General features: G+C 67.1%; 20 protein-coding genes. 18 read left to right on the top strand and 2 right to left on the bottom strand.

Features of this window, described 5'->3' with window-relative positions:
* Positions 1-22 precede the first annotated feature (22 nt).
* From UC35_RS02500 to UC35_RS02435, 14 genes are all read left to right on the top strand, one after another.
* Positions 23-1,276 carry an NADH-quinone oxidoreductase subunit D gene (locus UC35_RS02500; RefSeq protein ID WP_061495861.1) on the top strand — a complete coding sequence of 418 codons (1,254 nt, stop codon included), beginning with the start codon at positions 23-25 and terminating at the stop codon, positions 1,274-1,276.
* Positions 1,273-1,764 carry an NADH-quinone oxidoreductase subunit NuoE gene (gene nuoE / locus UC35_RS02495; RefSeq protein WP_061495859.1) on the top strand — a complete coding sequence of 164 codons (492 nt, stop codon included), beginning with the start codon at positions 1,273-1,275 and terminating at the stop codon, positions 1,762-1,764. Before UC35_RS02500 ends, nuoE begins: the two co-directional genes overlap by 4 nt.
* Positions 1,764-3,158: an NADH-quinone oxidoreductase subunit NuoF gene (gene nuoF, locus UC35_RS02490; protein ID WP_227820437.1), complete on the top strand. Its 1,395-nt coding sequence runs from the start codon at positions 1,764-1,766 to the stop codon at positions 3,156-3,158. Before nuoE ends, nuoF begins: the two co-directional genes overlap by 1 nt.
* Before the next feature lie 3 nt (positions 3,159-3,161).
* A complete protein-coding gene (gene nuoG / locus UC35_RS02485) occupies positions 3,162-5,300 on the top strand; it encodes an NADH-quinone oxidoreductase subunit NuoG (protein WP_061495855.1) in 2,139 nt (712 codons plus the stop codon).
* On the top strand, positions 5,297-6,373 hold the full coding sequence (gene nuoH / locus UC35_RS02480; protein WP_061495852.1) for an NADH-quinone oxidoreductase subunit NuoH: 1,077 nt from the start codon (positions 5,297-5,299) through the stop codon (positions 6,371-6,373). The genes nuoG and nuoH overlap by 4 nt, the downstream gene beginning before the upstream one ends.
* A 2-nt stretch (positions 6,374-6,375) precedes the next feature.
* A complete protein-coding gene (gene nuoI, locus UC35_RS02475) occupies positions 6,376-6,900 on the top strand; it encodes an NADH-quinone oxidoreductase subunit NuoI (RefSeq protein WP_061503646.1) in 525 nt (174 codons plus the stop codon).
* Between the two features lie 28 nt (positions 6,901-6,928).
* Positions 6,929-7,591: an NADH-quinone oxidoreductase subunit J gene (locus UC35_RS02470; protein ID WP_061495850.1), complete on the top strand. Its 663-nt coding sequence runs from the start codon at positions 6,929-6,931 to the stop codon at positions 7,589-7,591.
* Positions 7,588-7,896: an NADH-quinone oxidoreductase subunit NuoK gene (nuoK, locus tag UC35_RS02465; protein WP_061495848.1), complete on the top strand. Its 309-nt coding sequence runs from the start codon at positions 7,588-7,590 to the stop codon at positions 7,894-7,896. The genes UC35_RS02470 and nuoK overlap by 4 nt, the downstream gene beginning before the upstream one ends.
* 94 nt (positions 7,897-7,990) lie before the next feature.
* The gene (nuoL, locus tag UC35_RS02460; protein ID WP_061495845.1) at positions 7,991-10,024 is read left to right on the top strand and encodes an NADH-quinone oxidoreductase subunit L; all 2,034 of its coding nucleotides are present in this window, start codon (positions 7,991-7,993) and stop codon (positions 10,022-10,024) included.
* 22 nt (positions 10,025-10,046) lie between these two features.
* The gene (locus UC35_RS02455; protein WP_061495843.1) at positions 10,047-11,519 is read left to right on the top strand and encodes an NADH-quinone oxidoreductase subunit M; all 1,473 of its coding nucleotides are present in this window, start codon (positions 10,047-10,049) and stop codon (positions 11,517-11,519) included.
* A 9-nt stretch (positions 11,520-11,528) separates the two neighbouring features.
* Positions 11,529-13,028: an NADH-quinone oxidoreductase subunit NuoN gene (gene nuoN / locus UC35_RS02450; RefSeq protein ID WP_061495841.1), complete on the top strand. Its 1,500-nt coding sequence runs from the start codon at positions 11,529-11,531 to the stop codon at positions 13,026-13,028.
* A 29-nt stretch (positions 13,029-13,057) separates the two neighbouring features.
* Positions 13,058-13,360 (top strand): DUF2818 family protein, encoded by a 303-nt coding sequence (locus UC35_RS02445; RefSeq protein ID WP_061495839.1) that lies wholly within the window; start codon positions 13,058-13,060, stop codon positions 13,358-13,360.
* 13 nt (positions 13,361-13,373) lie between these two features.
* Complete coding sequence (locus tag UC35_RS02440) at positions 13,374-13,946, top strand: NUDIX domain-containing protein (RefSeq protein WP_227820436.1); 573 nt, start codon at positions 13,374-13,376, stop codon at positions 13,944-13,946.
* A gap of 100 nt (positions 13,947-14,046) precedes the next feature.
* A complete protein-coding gene (locus UC35_RS02435; protein WP_061495836.1) occupies positions 14,047-14,481 on the top strand; it encodes a DUF1178 family protein in 435 nt (144 codons plus the stop codon).
* 19 nt (positions 14,482-14,500) lie between these two features.
* Here UC35_RS02435 and UC35_RS02430 read toward each other — a convergent pair whose 3' ends face one another.
* Positions 14,501-16,285, bottom strand: a complete 1,785-nt coding sequence (locus UC35_RS02430; protein WP_061495835.1) for an ABC transporter transmembrane domain-containing protein — start codon at positions 16,283-16,285, stop codon at positions 14,501-14,503.
* Positions 16,286-16,383: 98 nt separating this feature from the next.
* Between UC35_RS02430 and UC35_RS02425 the strand changes: the two genes are divergently transcribed.
* Genes UC35_RS02425 through UC35_RS02410 form a run of 4 tightly spaced genes read left to right on the top strand, consistent with a single transcriptional unit; the run spans position 16,384 to position 21,226 of the window.
* A complete protein-coding gene (locus tag UC35_RS02425; protein ID WP_061495833.1) occupies positions 16,384-16,908 on the top strand; it encodes a MarR family winged helix-turn-helix transcriptional regulator in 525 nt (174 codons plus the stop codon).
* 8 nt (positions 16,909-16,916) lie between these two features.
* Positions 16,917-18,344 carry an efflux transporter outer membrane subunit gene (locus tag UC35_RS02420; protein ID WP_061495831.1) on the top strand — a complete coding sequence of 476 codons (1,428 nt, stop codon included), beginning with the start codon at positions 16,917-16,919 and terminating at the stop codon, positions 18,342-18,344.
* Between the two features lie 19 nt (positions 18,345-18,363).
* Entirely contained in the window at positions 18,364-19,668 is a 1,305-nt protein-coding gene (locus UC35_RS02415; protein WP_061495829.1) for an efflux RND transporter periplasmic adaptor subunit, read from the top strand.
* 1 nt (position 19,669) lies between these two features.
* Positions 19,670-21,226: a DHA2 family efflux MFS transporter permease subunit gene (locus UC35_RS02410; protein WP_061495827.1), complete on the top strand. Its 1,557-nt coding sequence runs from the start codon at positions 19,670-19,672 to the stop codon at positions 21,224-21,226.
* Positions 21,227-21,487: 261 nt separating this feature from the next.
* Here the strand turns inward: UC35_RS02410 and UC35_RS02405 are convergent, their stop codons facing one another.
* The gene (locus tag UC35_RS02405; RefSeq protein WP_145979311.1) at positions 21,488-21,856 is read right to left on the bottom strand and encodes a hypothetical protein; all 369 of its coding nucleotides are present in this window, start codon (positions 21,854-21,856) and stop codon (positions 21,488-21,490) included.
* Between the last annotated feature and the right edge of the window lie 5 nt (positions 21,857-21,861).

The raw sequence follows: 21,861 nt of genomic DNA, 5'->3' as shown, positions 1-21,861 counted from the left end.
GCCTAGCGCTCTGGGCAACGCCATGGCAGAAATCAAGAACTACACCCTCAACTTCGGCCCGCAGCACCCGGCGGCGCACGGCGTGCTGCGCCTGGTGCTCGAGCTGGACGGTGAAGTGATCCAGCGCGCCGACCCGCACATCGGCCTGCTGCACCGCGCCACCGAAAAACTCGCCGAGACCCGCACCTACATCCAGACGCTGCCCTACATGGACCGCCTGGACTACGTCTCGATGATGTGCAACGAGCACGCGTACTGCCTGGCGATCGAGAAGCTCCTGGGCCTGGAGGTGCCGGTCCGCGCAAAGTACATCCGCGTCATGTTCTCCGAGATCACGCGCCTGCTGAACCACCTGCTGTGGCTCGGCGCGCATGGCCTGGACTGCGGCGCGATGAACATGCTGATCTACTGCTTCCGCGAGCGGGAAGACCTGTTCGACATGTACGAGGCGGTGTCGGGCGCGCGCATGCACGCGGCCTATTTCCGTCCGGGCGGCGTCTACCGCGACCTGCCGGACAGCATGCCGCAGTACCAGGCCAGCAAGGTCAAGAACCAGCGCGCCATCGACAGGCTCAATGAAGACAGGCAAGGCAGCCTGCTGGACTTCATCGAGGCCTTCACCAAGCGCTTCCCCAAGTACGTCGACGAGTACGAGACGCTGCTGACCGAAAACCGCATCTGGAAGCAGCGCACGGTGGGCATCGGCGTTGTGTCGCCGGAGCGGGCGCTGAACCTGGGCTTCACCGGCCCGATGCTGCGCGGCTCGGGGGTGGCCTGGGACCTGCGCAAGAAGCAGCCCTACGAGGTCTACGACAAGATGGACTTCGACATCCCGCTCGGCAAGACCGGCGACAGCTACGACCGCTACCTGGTGCGCGTGCAGGAGCTGCGCGAGGCCAACAAGATCATCCAGCAGTGCGTGGCCTGGCTGCGTGCCAATCCCGGCCCGGTGATCACCGACAACCACAAGGTGGCGCCGCCGGACCGCGAGTCCATGAAGGCCAACATGGAGGAGTTGATCCACCATTTCAAGCTCTTCTCGGAAGGCATGCGCGTTCCCGAGGGCGAGTCCTACGCCGCCGTCGAACATCCCAAGGGCGAATTCGGCATCTACATCGTGAGCGACGGCGCCAACAAGCCGTACCGCCTGAAGATCCGTGCCCCTGGTTTTGCCCACCTCGCCGCGATGGACGAAATGTCGCGCGGCCACATGATCGCCGACGCCGTCGCGGTCATCGGCACGATGGACATCGTGTTCGGGGAGATCGATCGATGATTTCTGAAACCACCAAGGCCCGCTTCGCCAGGGAAGTGGCCAAGTACCCGGCCGACCAGAAGCAGTCCGCCGTGATGGCTTGCCTGGCGATCGTGCAGCAGGAGCTCGGGCACGTCAGCCGGGAAGCGGAAAAGGAAGTGGCCGACTACCTCGGGATGGCGCCGATCGCGGTGCACGAGGTCACCACCTTCTACAACATGTACAACCAGCACCCGGTGGGCAAGTACAAGCTCAACGTGTGCACCAACCTGCCGTGCCAGTTGCGCGACGGCGCCAAGGCGCTGCACCACCTGGAGAAGAAGCTGGGCATCGCCATGGGCGAGACCACGGCCGACGGCCTGTTCACGCTGCAGCAATGCGAGTGCCTGGGTGCCTGCGCCGACTCGCCGGTGATGCTGGTCAACGACCGCACCATGTGCAGCTTCATGAGCAACGAAAAGCTCGACCAGCTGGTCGATGGCTTGCGTGCCGCGGAGGGTCAATCGTGATGACGCCGCAGCAAGTTCTCTCGCAGTTCCAGGCCACCGGCGTCCAGACCTGCTTTCACGACCGCCACATCGACCCGCAGATCTACACCGGACTGAACGGCACCAACTGGCGCCTGAAGGACTACGAGGCGCGCGACGGCTACAAGGCCTTGCGCAAGATCCTGTCGGAGGGCCTCACCTCCGACCAGGTGATCGCCACCGTCAAGGAATCGGCCCTGCGCGGCCGCGGCGGCGCCGGCTTTCCCACCGGCCTGAAGTGGAGCTTCATGCCGCGCCAGTTCCCCGGGCAGAAGTACCTGGTGTGCAATTCCGACGAGGGCGAGCCCGGCACCTGCAAGGACCGCGACATCCTGCAGTTCAACCCGCACATCGTCATCGAGGGGATGATCATCGCGGCCTACGCGATGGGCATCTCGGTGGGCTACAACTACATCCACGGCGAGATCTTCCAGACTTACGACCGCTTCGAGGAAGCGTTGGAAGAGGCGCGTGCCGCCGGCTACCTGGGCAACAACATCCTGGGCAGCAGCTTCAGCTTCCAGCTGCACGCCTTCCATGGCTTCGGCGCCTACATCTGCGGCGAGGAAACCGCGCTGCTCGAATCGCTGGAAGGCAAGAAGGGCCAGCCGCGCTTCAAGCCGCCGTTCCCGGCGAGCTTCGGCCTGTACGGCAAGCCGACCACGATCAACAACACCGAGACGTTCGCGGCGGTGCCCTGGATCATCCGCAACGGCGGCCAGGCCTACCTCGATTGCGGCAAGCCGAACAACGGCGGCACCAAGATCTTCTCGGTCTCGGGCGACGTCGAGATGCCCGGCAACTACGAAATCCCGCTGGGCACGCCCTTCTCCAAGCTGCTCGAGCTGTGCGGCGGCGTGCGCGGCGGGCGCAAGCTCAAGGGGGTGATCCCCGGCGGGTCGTCGGCGCCGGTCCTGCCGGCCGACATCATGATGAACTGCACGATGGACTACGACTCCATCGCCAAGGCCGGCTCCATGCTGGGCTCGGGCGCCGTCATCGTGATGGACGAGACGCGCGACATGGTGGAGTCGCTGCTGCGCCTGTCCTACTTCTACATGCACGAGTCCTGCGGCCAGTGCACGCCCTGCCGCGAGGGCACGGGCTGGATGTGGCGCGTGGTCGACCGCATCCACAACGGGCATGGCAAGGCCGGCGACCTGGCCCTGCTGGATTCGGTGGCCGACAACATCCAGGGCCGCACCATCTGCGCGCTGGGCGATGCCGCCGCGATGCCGGTGCGCGCCATGCTCAAGCATTTCAGGCACGAGTTCGAGGCGAAGATCGCGGCCGCCTCCAGGACAGCCGGTGCCTCCACCCCGACCGCGGCCTCTTCCCAGGAGAAGAGGGTGAGCACGGAAGCGCGGAGCGCTTAAGCCATGATTGAAATCGAACTCGACGGAAAGAAGGTACAGGTCGCCGAGGGCAGCATGGTGATGCATGCGGCCGACAAGGCCGGCACCTATATCCCGCATTTCTGCTACCACAAGAAGCTTTCCATCGCGGCGAACTGCCGCATGTGCCTGGTGGACGTCGAAAAGGCGCCCAAGCCGATGCCTGCCTGCGCCACCCCGGTGACCAACGGGATGATCGTGCGCACGCGCAGCGACAAGGCGATCAAGGCACAGAAGTCGGTGATGGAGTTCCTGCTGATCAACCACCCGCTGGACTGCCCGATCTGCGACCAGGGCGGCGAGTGCCAGCTGCAGGACCTGGCCGTCGGATACGGCGCGTCGGCCTCGCGCTACGAGGAAGAAAAGCGCGTGGTGTTGCACAAGGATGTCGGCCCGCTGATCTCCATGGAGGAGATGAGCCGCTGCATCCACTGCACCCGCTGCGTGCGCTTCGGCCAGGAAGTGGGCGGCGTGATGGAACTGGGAATGATCCATCGCGGCGAACACAGCGAGATCACCACGGTGCTGGGCGACACGGTGGACTCCGAGGTCTCGGGCAACATGATCGACCTGTGCCCGGTGGGCGCGCTGACCAGCAAGCCGTTCCGCTACAGCGCCCGCCCGTGGGAGCTGTCGCGGCGCAAGTCGGTCAGCCCGCACGATTCCACCGGCGCCAACCTGATCGTGCAGGTCAAGAACAACAAGGTCCTGCGCGTGCTGCCGCTGGAGAACGAGGACGTCAACGAGTGCTGGCTGGCCGACCGCGACCGCTTCTCCTACGAAGCGCTCAACGAGGACAGCCGCTTGACCACGCCCATGCTCAAGCAGGGCGGCGAATGGAAGTCGGTGGACTGGCAGACGGCGCTCGAATACGTCGCCAACGGCCTGAAGAACGTCCGCGCCGAGCACGGCGCCAAGAGCATCGGCGCGCTGGTCAGTCCGCACAGCACGGTGGAGGAGCTGTTCCTCGCCAAGCAGCTGGTGAATGCGCTGGGCAGCGAGAACATCGACCATCGCCTGCGCCACGCGCAGTTCGCGCCGGCCGAAGGCGTGCGCTGGCTCGGCACCCCAATCGCCTCGCTGTCGCGCCTGCAGGGCGCGCTGGTGGTGGGCTCCAACCTGCGCAAGGACCATCCGCTGTTCGCGCTGCGGGTGCGCGCGGCGGTGCGCCGCGGCGCGCGGGTGGCGGTGATCCACGACAAGGACAACGACTGGGCGATGCCCATCGCCGCCCAGGCCATCGTGCCGCCTGCGCAATGGGCGCAGGCGCTGGCTGACGTGGCCGCGGCCGTGGGCGCGGCCAAGGGCGTGCAGGCTCCGGCCCAGGGCACGGCGACGGATGCGGCCAAGGCGCTGGCCGCCGCGCTGCTCTCCGGTGAGCGCAAGGCGATCCTGTTGGGCAACGCGGCCGCGCACCACGCGAGTGCCTCGGCGCTGCTGGCGCTGGCGAACTGGATCGGCGCGCAGACCGGCGCCACCGTCGGCTACCTGACCGAGGCCGCCAACACCGTCGGCGCGCAGCTGGTCGGCGCCGTCCCGGGCGCAGGCGGCCTGAACGCCAGCCAGATGCTGGCCGGCGGCCTCAAGGCCTTGATCCTGCTGAACAACGAACCCGAGTTCGATTCCGCCGCCGGCAGCCAGGCCGCCGCCGCGCTGGACCGGTCCGAGATGGTCATCACGCTCAGCCCATTCAAGGCCAACATGGCCTTCAGCGACGTGCTGCTGCCGATCTCTCCGTGGACTGAGACGCCCGGCAGCTTCGTCAATGCCGAAGGCCGGGTGCAAGGCTTCCACGCCGTGGTCAAGCCGCTGGGCGAAACCCGTCCCGGATGGAAGGTGCTGCGGGTGCTGGGCAACATGCTGGGCCTTTCCGGCTTCGACTACGAATCGGCCCAGGACGTGCTCGCCGCTGCCCGCGGCGCACAGGATGCCAAGGAAGCCTTCGTGCAGGGCAGCCGCCTGAACAACGCCACTTCCGCTGCGATCGAGCTGTCCGGCGATGGCAAGGCGCCCGTCAGCGCCGCGATCTACCAGCTCGACGGCATCGTGCGCCGGGCGCCGGCGCTGCAGCTCACGGCCGACGCGCTGGCCACGCGCGCGCCGAAGGAAGGAGCGCTGGCATGATCGACGGCATCTACAGCTTCGGCAACGGGCTGATCGCCGCCCCCTGGTGGACCGCGGCCGGCTGGCCCGTCATCTGGGCGCTGATCAAGATCATCGTCGTGGTGCTGCCGCTGATGGGCGCGGTGGCCTACCTCACGCTGTGGGAACGCAAGGCCATCGGCTTCACCCAGATCCGCATCGGCCCGAACCGCATCGGGCCGCTCGGCCTGCTGCAGCCGATCGCCGACGCGCTGAAGCTCCTGACCAAGGAAATCATCCTGCCCACGGTGGCTAACAAGGGCCTGTTCTACCTGGGCCCGATCATGACCATCATGCCGGCGCTGGCGGCCTGGGCCGTGATCCCCTTCGGCCCGGACGTGGCGCTGGCCAACATCAACGCCGGCCTGCTGTTCATCATGGCCATCACCTCGCTGGAGGTGTACGGCGTGATCATCGCGGGCTGGGCCTCCAACTCCAAGTACGCCTTCCTGGGCGCGCTGCGCGCCTCGGCCCAGATGGTCAGCTACGAAATCGCCATGGGCTTCGCGCTGGTGGTGGTGCTGATGGTCACGGGCAGCCTGAACATGACCGACGTGGTGATGGGGCAGGGCAAGGGCCAGTTCGCTTCCATGGGCCTGTCCTTCCTGTCCTGGAACTGGCTGCCGCTGCTGCCGATCTTCCTCGTGTACTTCATCTCCGGCCTGGCCGAAACCAATCGCCACCCCTTCGACGTGGTGGAAGGCGAATCGGAAATCGTCGCCGGCCACATGATCGAGTACTCGGGCATGAGCTTCGCCATGTTCTTCCTGGCGGAGTACGCCAACATGTGGCTGGTCTCCATCCTGGCCGTCATCATGTTCCTAGGCGGCTGGCTGTCGCCGATCGGCGCGCTGGACTTCATCCCCGGCTGGATCTGGCTGGGCATCAAGACCTTCATGGTCGTGACGGTGTTCCTGTGGGTGCGTTCCACCTTCCCGCGCTACCGCTACGACCAGATCATGCGCCTGGGCTGGAAGATCTTCATCCCCGTCACGCTGGTGTGGCTGGTGGTGGTCGGCGCGTGGATGCAAACGCCCTACAACATCTGGAAATGAACATGAGCTCGAACGCTCAAACCCTGCCGCGTCCCTCGGCGTTCTCGCTCAAGGACTTCATCTCCAGCTTCGCGCTGTGGGAGCTGTTCAAGGGCATGAGGATCACCGGGAAGTACATGTTTTCCCGGAAGATCACCATACAGTTCCCGGAAGAGAAGACGCCGCTGTCGCCGCGCTTTCGCGGACTGCACGCGCTGCGCCGCTATGAGAACGGCGAAGAACGCTGTATCGCCTGCAAGCTGTGCGAGGCGGTGTGCCCGGCGCTGGCGATCACGATCGAGTCGGACCAGCGCGCTGACGGCACACGCCGCACCACCCGCTACGACATCGACCTGACCAAGTGCATCTTCTGCGGCTTTTGCGAGGAAAGCTGCCCGGTCGACTCCATCGTGGAGACGCACGTCCTCGAATACCACGGCGAAAAGCGCGGCGACCTGTACTTCACCAAGGACATGCTGCTGGCCGTGGGCGACCGCTACGAACAGGAAATCGCGCGAGCCAAGGCGGCCGACGCGAAATACCGCTGATTCCGGGAAGACAAGGACCACCACAACCATGGACATCCGAACCGGATTCTTCTACCTGTTCTCCGCGGTGCTGCTGTTCGCGGCGTTCCGCGTGATCACCGCGCGCAACCCCGTGCACGCGGCACTGTTCCTCGTGCTCGCCTTTTTCCAGGCCTCCGCGGTCTGGCTGCTGCTGCGCGCCGAGTTCCTCGCCATCTCCCTGGTGCTGGTCTACGTCGGCGCCGTGATGGTGCTGTTCCTGTTCGTCGTGATGATGCTGGACATCGACGTGTCCAGCCTGCGCGCCGGCTTCTGGAAGCATTTCCCCGTCGCGGCCAGCGTGGGCGCGCTGATCGCCCTCGAAATGGCGGCCGTGCTGATGGGCGGCTTCCGCCCCGAGGAGCCGCGGCCGATGTCGGCTGCGGTGCAGGCGGCGGCGCAGGGCGTTCAGTATTCCAACACCAAGGAACTGGGCAAGCTGCTCTACACCAACTACCTGTATCCGCTGGAAGTCGCGGCCGTGATCCTGCTGGTGGCCATCGTCGCCGCCATCGCGCTGACCCTGCGCCAGCGCAAGGACACGCGCCATGTGGATGCGTCGGACCAGGTGCGCGTGAAGGCGCGCGACCGCCTGCAGATCGTGAAGCTGCCGCCCACCGTCGCGGCGCCGCCGGCCGAGCCCGTGACCGCGGCCGTGGAGAACAAGGCATGACCCTCACCCTCGGACACTTCCTGTCGCTGGGCGCGATGCTGTTCGCGCTGTCCGTGATCGGCATCTTCCTGAACCGCCGCAACCTGATCGTGCTGCTGATGGCCATCGAGCTGATGCTGCTGGCGGTGAACATGAACTTCGTCGCGTTCTCCTACTACCTGGGCGACATGCACGGCCAGGTGTTCGTGTTCTTCATCCTCACCGTCGCCGCCGCCGAGTCGGCGATCGGCCTCGCGATCCTGGTGCTGCTGTTCCGTAACAAGAACAGCATCAGCGTCGACGAACTCAACGCTCTCAAGGGTTAGGGAACATGTACCCCCACGCTCGTCACTTCGTGTACTCGCTGCCCCCCGGGGGGGTGCATCCCGTCCTTGGGGCGGCCCGGCGGACGGTCCAATAATGAGCCAGACCCTGAACGCATCCACGCTGCTGGCGGTCCCGCTGGCGCCGCTGGCGGGCTCGCTGCTCGCCGGCGTCCTGGGCACGACCTTCGGCGGCAACCGCATCGGCCGTGGCCTGTCGCACACCTTCACCATCCTCGGTGTCGCCGTGGCCTTCGTCATCTCGGCCATGACCATGTGGAGTGTCGGCCACGACGGCGCGCGCTTCAACCAGACCATCTATGAGTGGATGGTGGTCGGCGGCCTGAAGATGGAGATCGGCTTCCTGATCGACGGCCTCACCGCCATGATGATGTGCGTGGTGACCTTCGTGTCGCTGATGGTGCACATCTACACCATCGGCTACATGGAGGAGGACGAGGGCTACAACCGCTTCTTCGCCTACATCTCGCTCTTCACCTTCTCGATGCTGATGCTGGTGATGAGCAACAACTTCCTGCAGCTGTTCTTCGGCTGGGAAGCGGTGGGCCTGGTGTCCTACCTGCTGATCGGCTTCTGGTACAACAAGCCGAGTGCCATTTTCGCCAACCTCAAGGCCTTCCTGGTCAACCGCGTCGGCGACTTCGGCTTCATTTTGGGCATCGGCCTGATCGCGGCCTTCGCCGGGACCCTGAGCTATGCCGAGACCTTCGCCAAGGCCGGCGAGCTGGCCAAGCTCGGCTTCCCGGGCACGAACTGGATGCTGGTCACCGTGATCTGCATCTGCCTGTTCATCGGCGCGATGGGCAAGAGCGCGCAGTTCCCGCTGCACGTGTGGCTGCCCGACTCGATGGAAGGCCCGACGCCGATCTCGGCGCTGATCCACGCCGCCACCATGGTGACGGCCGGCATCTTCATGGTGGCGCGCATGTCGCCGCTGTTCGAGCTGTCCGACGTGGCGCTGTCCTTCGTCATCACCATCGGCGCGATCACGGCGCTGTTCATGGGCTTCCTGGGCATCATCCAGAACGACATCAAGCGCGTGGTGGCGTACTCCACGCTGTCGCAGCTGGGCTACATGACCGTGGCCCTCGGGGCCTCGGCCTATTCGGTGGCGGTGTTCCACCTGATGACGCACGCCTTCTTCAAGGCGCTGCTGTTCCTCGCGGCCGGCTCGGTCATCATGGGCATGCACCACAATCAGGACATCCGCTGGATGGGCGGCGTGCGCAAGTACATGCCGATCACCTGGATCACCTCGCTGCTGGGATCGCTGGCGCTGATCGGCACGCCCCTGTTCGCAGGCTTCTACTCGAAGGACAGCATCATCGAGGCGGTGCACGCGAGCCACGTGCCGGGCGCCGGCTTCGCCTACCTGGCGGTGACCGCCGGCGTCTTCATCACCGCCTTCTACTCCTTCCGCATGTATTTCCTGGTGTTCCACGGCAAGGAGCGCTTCGACCAGATCCCGGCGCACGAGCATGATCCGTCCGAAGAGCCCGACCCGCATCACCACCAGGACGAGCACTACACGCCGCACGAGTCGCCCTGGGTGGTGACGGCACCGCTGCTGCTGCTGGCCTTCCCGTCGGTGGTGATCGGCTTCCTGACGATCGACCCGATGCTGTTCGGCAACCTGCTGAAGGACGCGATCGTGGTCGACGGCGACAAGCACCCGGCGATGTCGGTGCTGCGCCAGGAGTTCCACGGCCCGCTGCAGATGGCGCTGCATGGCGTCACGACCCTGCCGTTCTGGCTGGCGCTGGCCGGCGTCGTCGCGGCCTGGTACATGTACCTGGTCAACCCGGCGGTGCCGGCGGCGATCCGCAGGATGTTCCAGCCGGTCTACACGCTGCTGGAGAACAAGTACTACTTCGACTGGTTCAACGAGAACGTGCTCGCGCGCGCGGCGCGTGGCCTGGGCGTGGGCCTGTGGAAGGGCGGCGACCAGGCCGTGATCGACGGCGCCATGGTCAACGGCAGCGCGCGCAGCGTGAACTGGTTTGCCGGCGTGGTGCGCTGGGTGCAGACCGGCTATATCTACCACTACGCGTTCGCGATGATCATCGGCGTGTTCGTGCTGATGACCTGGTTCGTGTGGCTCAACAAGTGAAGCAGAGCGGAGAACTACAACAATGGGTTTGCTGAGCCTCGCCATCTGGACGCCGATCTTCTTCGGCGTCGTGCTGCTCGCGCTCGGACGGGACGATCAGGCGCGCGCCGTGCGCTGGCTGGCGCTGATCGGGTCGATCGTGAGCTTCATCGTCACGCTGCCGCTGTACGCGCGCTTCGACAACGGCACCTCCGCCATGCAGTTCGTGGAGAAGACGCCCTGGATCGAGCGCTTCAACGTCTGGTACCACCTGGGCATCGACGGCATCTCCTTCTGGTTCATCCCGCTGACGGCCTTCATCACAGTGGTGGTGGTGATCTCCGCCTGGGAGGTGATCACCGAGCGCGTCAACCAGTACATGGGTGCGTTCCTGATCCTCTCGGGGCTGATGATCGGCGTGTTCTGCGCGCTCGACGGCATCCTGTTCTACACTTTCTTCGAAGCCACGCTGATCCCGATGTACCTGATCATCGGCATCTGGGGCGGCCCGAACAAGATCTACGCGGCCTTCAAGTTCTTCCTGTACACGCTGCTGGGCTCGCTGCTGATGCTGGTGGCGCTGGTCTACCTGTACACCAAGGCCGGCGGCAGCTTCGAGATCCTGGCCTGGCACAAGCTGGCGTTGCCCATGCCCGCGCAGACGCTGCTGTTCTTCGCGTTCCTCGCGGCGTTTGCCGTCAAGGTGCCGATGTGGCCGGTGCACACCTGGCTGCCGGACGTGCACGTCGAAGCGCCCACCGGCGGCTCGGCCGTGCTGGCGGCCATCATGCTGAAGCTCGGGGCCTACGGCTTCCTGCGCTTCTCGCTGCCGGTCACGCCCGACGCCTCGCATGAATACGCCTGGCTGATGATCGGCCTGTCGATCATCGCCGTCATCTACGTGGGCCTGGTCGCCATGGTGCAGCAGGACATGAAGAAGCTGGTGGCCTATTCCTCGGTGGCGCACATGGGCTTCGTCACGCTGGGCTTCTTCATCTTCAGCGACCTCGGGGTCTCCGGCGGGCTGGTCCAGATGATCTCCCACGGCTTCGTCTCGGCTGCCTTGTTCCTTTGCATCGGCGTGCTGTACGACCGCGTGCACTCGCGCCAGATCGCCGCCTACGGCGGCGTGGTCAACACCATGCCCAACTTCGCGGCCTTCTCGCTGCTGTTCGCCATGGCCAACTGCGGCCTGCCGGCCACGGCGGGTTTCGTGGGCGAGTGGATGGTGATCCTGGGCACCGTCAAGGCCAACTTCTGGCTCGGCCTGGCGGCGGCTTCGGCGCTGGTCTGGGGCGCGGCCTACACCCTGTGGATGTTCAAGCGCGTGTACCTGGGCGCGCCCGCCAACGACGACGTGCGCCAGCTCACCGACATCAACGCGCGCGAATTCCTCATGCTTGGCCTGTTGGCCATCGCCGTGCTCTACATGGGCGTGCATCCGAAGCCCTTCACCGACGTCATGAATGCCTCGGTGGCGGACCTGCTGAAGCACGTGGCCACGAGCAAGCTCTGAAAGAACTAGATGCTCGACAACACCAGCCTCTCCGTCGTCACGCCGGAAATCCTGCTGCTCACCATGGCCTGCGTGGTGGCCATGATTGACCTGGGCGTGAAGACGCGCCTGCGCGACCTGACCTACTGGCTCACCATGGCCACGCTGGCCGTCGTGGCCTGGGTCACCGGCTCGCTGGCCGCGGCCGACCAGACCTTCTACGCCTTTGGCAACATGGTGGTGAGCGATCCCATGGGCAACTGGCTCAAGTGCTTCGCCGCGCTGGCCATGATGGTCTGCCTGGTCTATGGCCGCCCCTACGCCGGCGACCGCGACATGCTGCGCGGCGGTGAGATGTTCACGCTGTCGATGTTCGCGCTGCTGGGCATGTTCGTGATGATCTCGGGCAGCAACTTCCTGGTGATCTACCTCGGCCTGGAATTGCTCACCCTGTGCAGCTACGCGCTGGTGGCGCTGCGCCGCGACAACGCCGTGGCCACCGAGGCGGCCATGAAGTACTTCGTGCTGGGCGCCATGGCCAGCGGCTTCCTGCTGTATGGCCTGTCGATGCTGTACGGCGCCACCGGCTCGCTGGACGTCGGCACCGTCTTCAAGATCATCAACTCCGGGCAGGTCAAGCACCAGGTGCTGGTGTTCGGCCTGGTTTTCATCGTCGCCGGCCTCGCCTTCAAGCTGGGCGCCGCGCCGTTCCACATGTGGATCCCTGACGTCTACCAGGGCGCGCCCACCGCGGTCACCGTGATCATCGGCAGCGCGCCGGAGCTGGCGGCCTTCGCCATTGCCATCCGCCTGCTGGTCGAAGGCCTGCTGCCGCTGGCCGTGGACTGGCAGCAGATGCTGCTGATCCTGGCAATCGGCTCGCTGCTGATCGGCAACCTGGCCGCGATCGCGCAGACCAACCTCAAGCGGATGCTGGCTTACTCGACCATCGGCCAGATGGGCTTCGTGCTGCTCGGCCTGCTGGCGGGCGTGGTCAAGGGCGCCGGCACCGCCGACACCGCGCTGGCGGCCAACGCCTACAGCTCGGCGATGTTCTACATCGTCACCTACGTGCTCACCACGCTGGCCAGCTTCGGCATCATCCTGCTGCTGGCGCGCGAGGGTTTCGAGAGCGAGGAGATCTCTGACCTCGCCGGCCTGAACGAGCGCAGCCCGCTGTACGCCGCGATCATGTCGATCTGCATGTTCTCGCTGGCCGGTGTGCCGCCGCTGGTCGGCTTCTACGCCAAGCTGTCGGTGCTGCAGGCGCTGGTGGCCTCGGGCCAGGCGATGTACATCGGTGTGGCGGTGTTCGCCGTCGTGATGTCGCTGATCGGCTCGTTCTACTACCTGCGCGTGGTGAAGGTCATGTACTTCGACGCCCCGATCACGGCGACGACCGTTTCGGCCCCGGCGGACGTGCGGGTGGTGCTGTCGCTCAACGGCGCGCTGGTGCTGATCCTGGGCATCCTGCCCGGCGGGCTGATGACGCTGTGCGCCCAGGCCATCATCAAGACGCTCGCGACCTGACGATGCGCGGCTGATTCGCGCCCGCCCGCATGTCGCAATCCGCCTCGATCTGGCTCGTGATCGTGGCCGCGCTGGTCGCGGCCAACCTGCCTTTCATCAACCAGCGCCTGCTGGGCGTGGTGCCGCTGTCGCGCCCCAAGTCACTGGCGGTGCGGCTGGCGGAACTGGTGCTGCTGTATCTGCTGGTCGGCGGCCTGGGCGTGCTGCTGGAGCAGCGGGCGGGCCAGGTGTCGCCGCAGGGCTGGCAGTTCTATGCCGTCACGGCGGCGCTGTTCGTCACTTTTGCCTTCCCCGGGTTCGTCTGGCGTTATCTTCTGCGCCACAGGCATTGAAAGGGCCGCCGCCTTGACGCCAGACCGCCATCTCATCGAAGAAAAAGTCGCGGGCCAGGAGATCCTCAAGGGGCGCTTCCTGCATGCGTTCCGCGACACGGTGCGCCTGCCCAACGGTGGCGAGACGACGCGCGAGTACGTGGTCCATCCCGGCGCGGTGATGATGATCCCGCTGCTGGACGACGGCCGCCTCGTGATGGAGCGGCAGTTCCGCTACCCGATGGGGCGGGTCATGATCGAGTTCCCGGCCGGCAAGATCGATCCGGGCGAAGCCCCGCTGGCCTGCGCCCAGCGCGAGCTGCTGGAAGAAACCGGCTACAGCGCGCGCGAGTGGGTGCGCGCCGGCGTGCTGCACCCGGTGATCTCGTACTCGACCGAGTTCATCGAGATCTGGTTCTGCCGCGGCCTCACGCTGACCCGGCCGCAACTGGATGAAGGCGAGTTCCTGGAAGTGTTCACTGCCACGCCGCAAGAGCTGCTCAACGGGTGCCGCGATGGGGCGATCACCGATTCCAAGACCCTGATCGGCGCGATGTGGCTGCAGAATGTCCTGTCGGGGGCATGGAAACTCGACTGGCAGCGATAATTCAAGCTGGTATGACTGTGAGCCCCCACGCTTGTCACTTCGTGTACGCACTGCCCTCCGAGGGGGCTGGCGCACCTTGGGGCGGCCGGGCGGTGCGGCCATGAAGGTTCTCAACCTCCAGTGCTCGCTGCACCACGCCTTCGAAGGCTGGTTCGGCTCCGAGGATGGCTTCCAGGAGCAGCTGTCGCGCGGCCTGGTGGAATGCCCGATCTGCGGCGACGTCGGCGTCAGCAAGATGCCCAGCGCGCCACGCCTGAATCTGGGCGCAGCTGAGCCGCAACCCAAGCGCGACGTCATGACGGCTGATGCGAACGTCCAGGCCGAATGGCTGAAGCTGGTGCGGCACGTCATGGCGAACACCGAGGATGTGGGCGAGCAATTCGCCGAGGAAGCGCGCCGCATCCACTATGGCGAGTCCGAGGAGCGTGGCATCCGCGGCCAGGCTTCGCGCGAAGAGACCGAGGCGCTGCTGGAAGAGGGCATCGGCGTGCTGCCCCTGCCGGTGCCCAAGGGCCTCAAGGGCCCGCTGCAGTAGTCCAGCAGGCGCCGCCGGCTCAGACCATGAATTGCAGCGCCGCCAGGCGCGCGTAGATCCCTTGCCGGGCCAGCAACTGGTCGTGCGAGCCTTGCTCCACGATGCGGCCGTGGTCCAGCACCACGATGCGGTCGGCTTTCTGCACCGTCGCCAACCGGTGCGCGATCACCAGCGTGCTGCGGTTGCGCATCGCCGATTCCAGCGCGGCCTGCACCATGCGCTCGCTCTCCGCATCCAGCGCGCTGGTCGCTTCGTCCAGCAGCAGCAGGGGCGGGTTCTTGAGAATGGCGCGGGCGATCGCGATGCGCTGGCGCTGCCCGCCTGACAGCCGCACGCCGCGTTCGCCGACGAAGCTTCCGTAGCCCTCTGGCAGGGCAGTGATGAAATCATGCGCGAAGGCCGCCCGGGCGGCATCCACCACCTCGTCGTCGCCGGCGCCGGGCCGGCCGTAGCGGATGTTCTCCAGGACGCTGGCCGAAAAGATCACGGCTTCCTGCGGCACGATCGCCATGCGCGCGCGCAGCGCACACAGGTCCACCTCGCGCGTGGAGGCGCCGTCGATCAGGATGCGCCCCTCGCCGGGATCGTAGAAGCGCAGCAGCAGCTGGAACACCGTGCTCTTGCCGGCGCCGCTGGCGCCGACGAGCGCCACGGTTTCGCCCGGCTCGACCTGCAGGCTGAAGTCCTTCAGGGCCGGCGTCGCCGGCCGCGAGGGGTAGTGGAAGGTCACCTGCTCGAAGCGCACGGCGCTGGCGCCGCGTGCGGGGGCCATGGCCTGGGGCCGAGCCGGCGAAGTGACCGGTGAACGCGCCTCCAGCAGTTCCATCAGCCGCTCGGTCGCCCCGGCGGCGCGCAGCAGGTCGCCGTACACCTCGCCCAGCACGGCCACGGCACCGGCCAGGATGATCACGTACACCACCGTGGCGCCCAGGTGCCCGGCCGTGATGCGCCCGGCGATCACCGCCTGCGTGCCCTGGTACAGGCCCCAGAGCAGCAGCGCCGCGTTGCCGATGATGATGAAGGCCACCAGCGCGGCGCGCGCCCGCGTCCGCCGGATGCCGGTTTCGAACGCACCCTGCGTGGCGTCGCGGAAGCGCTGCGCTTCGCGCGGCTCGGCGTTGTGGCTCTGCACGACCGGAATCGCGTTGAGCACCTCGGCGGCGAGCGCACTGGAATCGGCGACGCGATCCTGGCTGGCGCGCGACAGGCGCCGCACGCGCCGGCCGAACCACATGGTGGGCAGCACGACCAGCACGAGGATGAGCAGCACCTGCGTCATCACATAGGGATTGGTCCACACCAGCATCGCCAGCGCCCCCAGGCCCATCACCGAATTGCGCAGCCCCAGGCTCAGTTGCGAGCCCACGACGGTCTGCACCAGCGTCGTGTCGGTGGTCAGGCGCGAGAGCACCTCGCCGGTTTGCGTGGTCTCGAAGAATTCGGGGCTCTGCTCCAGCACGTGCGCATAGACCGCGTTGCGCAGGTCGGCCGTGATGCGCTCGCCCAGCCAGCTCACCATGTAGAAGCGCGCGGCGGAAAACAGGCCCAGGGCCACGGCCACCGCGAACAGCGCGAGGAAATGCTCGCGCAGCGCCAGCACCTGCTCACCTTTCTGCACGGCGTCGATCCCGCTGTCGACCAAGCCGCGCAGGGCCACGGGGAAGAGCAGGGTGGCCGTCGCCGCCAGCACCAGGAACAGGCCGGCCAGCGCGATCCGGGCGCGGTAGGGCCGCACGAAGGGCAGCAGCCCCGACAAGGCGCGCGGCGAAGCCTTGGTGCCCGGCGGCGCGGATGCGGAAGCCATCGAGGCAGTGTACTGAGCGGCTGGGGAGGGAAGCCGTTGAATTGCCTGGGCAATGGATGCCTTGACAATAACTGCCTAGGCAATTAATATCGCCACCCATGACAACGACCCCAAAGGCGCGCCGCGTGCCTGCGGCCAAATCCGCGCCCGAGCTCTACCGGCCGGAAAACTACAAGCCGGAGGAGAGCGTCGGCTACCTGATGCGCCGCATCCTGGACATCCTGGCCGATGCCGTCGACCACCAGCTGCAGCCGTCCGGACTCACCAGCGCGCAGTGGGTGCCGTTGTTCAAGATCTACATGGGACACGCGTCGACGGTGGCCGAAGTGGCCCGCGAATGCCACCTCGACATGGGTGCAATGACCCGTACGCTCGACCGGCTCGAAACCAAGGGGCTGCTGCGCCGCGTGCGCTCCAGCGAAGACCGTCGCGTGGTCAACCTCGAACTCACGGACGAAGGACGCGCCACCGCCAGCAAGATCCCCGCCGCGCTGTCGCGCGTGCAAAACGATCACATGCGCGGCTTCTCGGTGCAGGAGTGGGAACTGCTGAAAGACATGCTGCGCCGTGTCCTCGACAACGCGCGGCAACTCCAGGCCGATAGGCAGGAACAACAACAATGACACATTGGATGAAGCGCGCCCGCCCGGGCGTGCTGGTGGCAGCCTTGGCGCTCGCCGGCTGCGCCGACATGGCCGGCATCGCACCGCAATCGACCCTGCGCACGGCCGAATCCGTGGGTCTGGCGCCCGGCGCGGCGGCGCCAGCCTTCGTGCCGGCGGCCGAATGGTGGCGCGACTTCGGCGACCCCCAGCTCGACCAGCTCATCGCACAGGCGCTCGAGGGCAACCCCAACCTGAAGATCGCGCAGGCGCGCCTGGCGCGCGCCCAGGCGGCGACCGAAGGCGCCCGAGCGGCGACGCTGCCGCAGGTGGGCGGCGCGATCGACCTGCAGCGCCAGCGCTTCACCGAGCACGGCCTGTTCCCGCCGCCGTTGGCCGGGTCCATCGTCGACACCGGCACCTTGCAGATCGAAGCCAGCTGGGAGCTCGATTTCTTCGGCAAGAACCGCGCGGCGCTCGACGCCACGCTGCGGGCCGCGGATGCGGCGCAGGCCGATGCGCAGGCCGCGCGCGTGCTGCTGGCCGCCAACGTGGCGCGTGCCTGGTTTCATCTGGCACGCGTGGAGGACCAGCTGAAGGTCGCCCAGCGCACGCTGGCGCAACGCGACGAGACGCTGCGCCTGGTGCAGGACCGCGTGCGGGCCGGGCTGGACAGCCAGCTCGAGCTGCGGCAAAGCGAAAGCGCCTTGCCCGAGGCGCGCCAGCAGATCGAGGCGTTGCGCGAGCAATCCGAGATTGCGCGCCACGCGATCGCCGCGCTGACCGGGCAGGGCAACCGCCCGGTGCAGGCCACGCCTTCGCTGTCGGGGGCGAAAGCCATCGCGCTGCCTGCGGAGCTGCCCGCTGACCTGCTGGGCCGGCGCCCTGACATCGCGGCGGCGCGCTTGCGCGTCGAAGCCAGCGGCCATGAGCTGCAGAACGCGAAAGCGCAGTTCTATCCCAACGTGAACCTGGTCGCGTTCGCCGGCTTGTCCAGTCTCGGGCTGGGGCCCCTGCTGGACCCCGGCAGCCGGCAATGGGGTGTGGGCCCGGCCATCCGCCTGCCCCTCTTCGAAGGCGGCCGCTTGCGCGCCAACCTGCGCGGCGTCGCGGCGGACCGCGACGCGGCCGTGGAAAGCTACAACGGCGCCGTCCTCGACGCGATCCGCGACACGGCCGACCAGGTCGCCTCGCTCCAGTCCATCACGCGTCAGCAGGCCCAGCAGCGCGAGGCGCAGGCAGGGGCGGAAGCCGCCTACCAGATCGCGCTGCAACGCTACCAGGCGGGCCTGGGCACCTATCTCAACGTGCTGTCTGCCGAGACCGCGGTGCTGAACCAGCGCCGACTCGGCGTGGACCTCGCCGCCCGTGCGCTTGACACGCAGGTCGCATTGATCCGCGCGCTTGGCGGGGGCTGGCAGGGCGAGCGCGCCGCACCGGCCGTCGCCACGAAATGAACTCAGGCAGGAACAGATCATGAGCAATCAACAAGAGAACACCACGCCGGCGCCCGCGCAGCGCGCCGGCAACCCGCGCCGCCGCAAGGCGCTGCTGTCCATCGCCGCCGTCGTCGCGCTGGCCGGCCTGTCCTGGGGGTCCTACGAGTGGCTGGTGGCCGCCCACTACGAAGAAACCGACAACGCCTACGTGCAGGGCAACGTGGTGCAGATCACCCCGCAGATCGGCGGCACCGTGATGGCCATCCACGCCGACGACACCGATTTCGTGAAGGCCGGCCAGCCGCTGGTGCAGCTCGACCCGGCGGATGCGAAGGTCGCGTTGGAGCAGGCCGAGGCCAACCTCGCGCAGACCGTGCGCCAGGTGCGCATGGTGTATGCCAACAACGGCTCGCTGGCGGCGCAGGTGAGCCTGCGCGAGGCGGACGTGGGCAAGGCGCAGGCCGAGGTGGCGCGCGCCGAGGACGACCATCGCCGCCGGCAGTCGCTGGCCGGCAACGGCGCCGTCTCGACCGAGGAACTGAACCATGCCCAGTCGCAGCTGGCCAACGCCAAGAGCACGCTGGCGGCGGCGCAGGCCGCCGTGACGGCCGCGCGCGAGCAGCTGGCGAGCAACCAGGCGCAGACCGAAGGCACGACGGTGGAGCAGCACCCCAGCGTGCAGGCCGCGGCGGCCAAGGTGCGTGAGGCCTGGCTGGCCACCCAGCGCGTCGCGCTGCCGGCGCCGATGGATGGCTACGTCGCCAAGCGCACCGTGCAGCTCGGCCAGCGCGTGGCGGCCGGCGCGCCGATGATGTCCATCATCCCGCTGCAGCAAGTCTGGGTCGACGCCAACTTCAAGGAAGTGCAGCTGCGCAAGATCCGCCTGGGCCAGCCGGTCAGGCTCACGGCCGACCTGTACGGCCGCAAGGTCGAATACCACGGCACGGTGGCGGGCCTGGGTGCGGGCACCGGCTCGGCATTCGCGCTGCTGCCGGCGCAGAACGCCACGGGCAACTGGATCAAGGTCGTGCAGCGCGTGCCGGTGCGCATCGCGCTGGACCCGAAGGAGATCGCAGCCAACCCGCTGCGCGTGGGCCTGTCCATGGCGGCCGAGGTGGACGTCACCCGCCAGGACGGCCGGACCCTCGCCGATGCGCCGCGGGCCACGGTGCTGGCGCAGACCGAGGTGTTCGATTCGCAGGGCAAGGGCGCCGACGCCGAAGTGAGGCGCGTCATCGCCGCCAACCTGGGCCGGGGCAGCCCGACCGCCCAGGCGCGCGCAGCCAAGGGCCTGACAGCGCGTCCGCAAGTGGCGGAAGCCGCCGCTTCCACGGCGCATTGAAATGACGGCTCCGGCTTCCGCGCTGCAGCCGCTGCAGGGATCGGCCCGTGTCTGGGGCACGATCGCCCTGTCGACGGCGACCTTCATGAACGTGCTGGACTCGTCAATCGCCAACGTGTCCCTGCCCGCGATTGCGGGTGATCTGGGCGTGAGCCCCAACCAGGGCGTCTGGGTCATCACCAGCTTCGCGGTGGCGAATGCAATCTCGGTGCCGCTCACCGGCTGGCTGTCGCAGCGCTTCGGCCAGGTGCGCCTGTTTGTCGCCAGCGTCGTGCTGTTCGTGATCGCCTCCTGGCTGTGCGGGCTCGCGCCCAACATGGCGACGCTGATCGCCTTTCGCGCGCTGCAAGGTTTCGTGGCCGGGCCCATGATCCCGCTGTCGCAAACGCTGCTGCTTTCGAGCTATCCGCCCGCGCTGGCGGGCCTGGCGATGGCGATGTGGGCCATGACCACGCTGGTGGCGCCGGTCATGGGACCGCTGCTGGGCGGATGGATCACCGACAACATCAGCTGGCCCTGGATCTTCTACATCAACGTGCCGGTCGGGATCGTGGCTGCGTTCTCGTGCTGGTCCATCTACCGCAAGCGCGAGAGCGCGACGCGCAAGGTGCCAATCGATGCGGTGGGCCTGGCGCTGCTGGTAACCTGGATCGCGGCGCTGCAGATCATGCTGGACATCGGCAAGGAGTACGACTGGTTCCACTCGGGCCTGGTGGTCGGGCTCGCCGTCGTCGCTGCCGTGGGCTTTGCATTCTTCCTGGCCTGGGAACTGACCGAGGAGCACCCCGTGGTGGATCTGCGCCTGTTCACCCGGCGCAATTTCTGGACCGGAACGGTGGCCACCGCCGTGGCCTACGCGCTGTTCTTCGGCAACGTGGTGCTGTTGCCGCTGTGGCTGCAGCAGTTCATGGGCTACACCGCCACGGCGGCGGGCACCATCATGGCGCCGGTCGGGCTGATGGCGATCCTGCTGTCGCCGGTCGTGGGCCGCACCATCGGCAAGGTCGACCCGCGCCGCTATGTCACCTTTGCCTTCCTGGTGTTCGGCCTGGTGCTCTGGCTGCGGTCGCACTTCTCGACGCAGGCCGACTACGCGACCATCATGATCCCGACCATCATCCAGGGCGTGGCGATGGCCTTCTTCTTCATCCCGCTGTCGACGATCACGCTGTCCGGGCTGCGCCCCGAGCAGATTCCGGCGGCGTCGGGCCTGACCAACTTCGCCCGCATCACCGCCGGCGCCTTGGGCACTTCGCTGTCCACCACGCTGTGGGAGAACCGCGCGTCGCTGCACCACGCGCAGCTCGCCGAGAGCGTCAATGCCGGCAACCCCGCGGTGCAGTCGGCGATGGGCGGCCTGTCCGCTGCGGGCCTGTCGCCGGACCAGGTGCTGGCGCAGATCAACCAGCTCGCGAACCAGCAGGCGTTCACGTTGGCCGCCGATGACATCTTTTACGTCTCGGCGCTGATGTTCCTGCTGCTCATCCCGCTGGTGTGGTTGAGCAGGCCCCAGCGCATGGGCGCCGGCGCCGCGGATGCCGCGGCCGGCGCGCACTAGGGCCTGTTAACGCTATGGGAGGGCTCGCGTGACCCAGGAAACGGGCGCCATCAAGGCGCAAAGCACAGCCGGGGTGGGGCCCCGGCGAGCATTTGCAACGCGGAGGGCGCCCGTTTCCTGGGTCACCCTTCGGGCCGGTGGCTGTCAGGCCGCAGGGCGTCGTTGCGACCTCGTTGTGTGCACGAGCACATGGCCTCGGCCGCGCCTAGCCCTGCAGCCTGATAGCCACCGGCGCGAGCCCTCCTATAGCGTTAACAGGCCCTAGATACCCGGCTCCTGGCGCGCGCGCACCCGCTCGCGCTGCCACCACTCCATCAGGGCGTGAAAGCTGCCGCCGAAGCTTTTCTTCAGCAGCGCTTCATAGCCCATGGAGCACATCGCGGCGCTGCCCAGGTCCATGAACTGGCGGTTCGCGCCCTCGGAGCATTCGAGCACCATCCACTTGAGGCAGGCGTCGGGCAGGCGCTCCAATGAGGCGATGGTCTCGCTGCGGTTGGTCATGAAGTGCCCCTGGGGCGCTTCGGCATCGCAGTCCGCCGGCAGTTCGCCGGCAATCGCCCAGTCGCAGACGCACAAGGCCGCACAGCAGGCGAGCCGCCGACAACGCAATCCGGCATGCGATGCATCCATGTGGC

This window comes from Ramlibacter tataouinensis, assembly GCF_001580455.1.
Lineage (GTDB): Bacteria > Pseudomonadota > Gammaproteobacteria > Burkholderiales > Burkholderiaceae_C > Ramlibacter > Ramlibacter tataouinensis_B.
This window is presented reverse-complemented; position numbering and strand designations above follow the sequence as displayed.

Excerpts from the sequence above, each read along its gene's own strand:
- UC35_RS02470 (WP_061495850.1), top strand. The coding sequence starts at position 6,929 with ATGGACATCCGAACCGGATTCTTCTACCTGTTCTCCGCGGTGCTGCTG.
- UC35_RS02420 (WP_061495831.1), top strand. The coding sequence starts at position 16,917 with ATGAAGCGCGCCCGCCCGGGCGTGCTGGTGGCAGCCTTGGCGCTCGCC.
- UC35_RS02430 (WP_061495835.1), bottom strand. The coding sequence starts at position 16,285 with ATGGCTTCCGCATCCGCGCCGCCGGGCACCAAGGCTTCGCCGCGCGCC.
- UC35_RS02435 (WP_061495836.1), top strand. The coding sequence starts at position 14,047 with ATGAAGGTTCTCAACCTCCAGTGCTCGCTGCACCACGCCTTCGAAGGC.
- nuoF (WP_227820437.1), top strand. The coding sequence starts at position 1,764 with ATGACGCCGCAGCAAGTTCTCTCGCAGTTCCAGGCCACCGGCGTCCAG.
- nuoI (WP_061503646.1), top strand. The coding sequence starts at position 6,376 with ATGAGCTCGAACGCTCAAACCCTGCCGCGTCCCTCGGCGTTCTCGCTC.
- UC35_RS02500 (WP_061495861.1), top strand. The coding sequence starts at position 23 with ATGGCAGAAATCAAGAACTACACCCTCAACTTCGGCCCGCAGCACCCG.
- nuoN (WP_061495841.1), top strand. The coding sequence starts at position 11,529 with ATGCTCGACAACACCAGCCTCTCCGTCGTCACGCCGGAAATCCTGCTG.
- nuoH (WP_061495852.1), top strand. The coding sequence starts at position 5,297 with ATGATCGACGGCATCTACAGCTTCGGCAACGGGCTGATCGCCGCCCCC.
- UC35_RS02415 (WP_061495829.1), top strand. The coding sequence starts at position 18,364 with ATGAGCAATCAACAAGAGAACACCACGCCGGCGCCCGCGCAGCGCGCC.
- UC35_RS02425 (WP_061495833.1), top strand. The coding sequence starts at position 16,384 with ATGACAACGACCCCAAAGGCGCGCCGCGTGCCTGCGGCCAAATCCGCG.
- UC35_RS02455 (WP_061495843.1), top strand. The coding sequence starts at position 10,047 with ATGGGTTTGCTGAGCCTCGCCATCTGGACGCCGATCTTCTTCGGCGTC.
- nuoE (WP_061495859.1), top strand. The coding sequence starts at position 1,273 with ATGATTTCTGAAACCACCAAGGCCCGCTTCGCCAGGGAAGTGGCCAAG.
- nuoG (WP_061495855.1), top strand. The coding sequence starts at position 3,162 with ATGATTGAAATCGAACTCGACGGAAAGAAGGTACAGGTCGCCGAGGGC.
- UC35_RS02405 (WP_145979311.1), bottom strand. The coding sequence starts at position 21,856 with ATGGATGCATCGCATGCCGGATTGCGTTGTCGGCGGCTCGCCTGCTGT.
- UC35_RS02410 (WP_061495827.1), top strand. The coding sequence starts at position 19,670 with ATGACGGCTCCGGCTTCCGCGCTGCAGCCGCTGCAGGGATCGGCCCGT.
- nuoK (WP_061495848.1), top strand. The coding sequence starts at position 7,588 with ATGACCCTCACCCTCGGACACTTCCTGTCGCTGGGCGCGATGCTGTTC.
- UC35_RS02445 (WP_061495839.1), top strand. The coding sequence starts at position 13,058 with ATGTCGCAATCCGCCTCGATCTGGCTCGTGATCGTGGCCGCGCTGGTC.
- nuoL (WP_061495845.1), top strand. The coding sequence starts at position 7,991 with ATGAGCCAGACCCTGAACGCATCCACGCTGCTGGCGGTCCCGCTGGCG.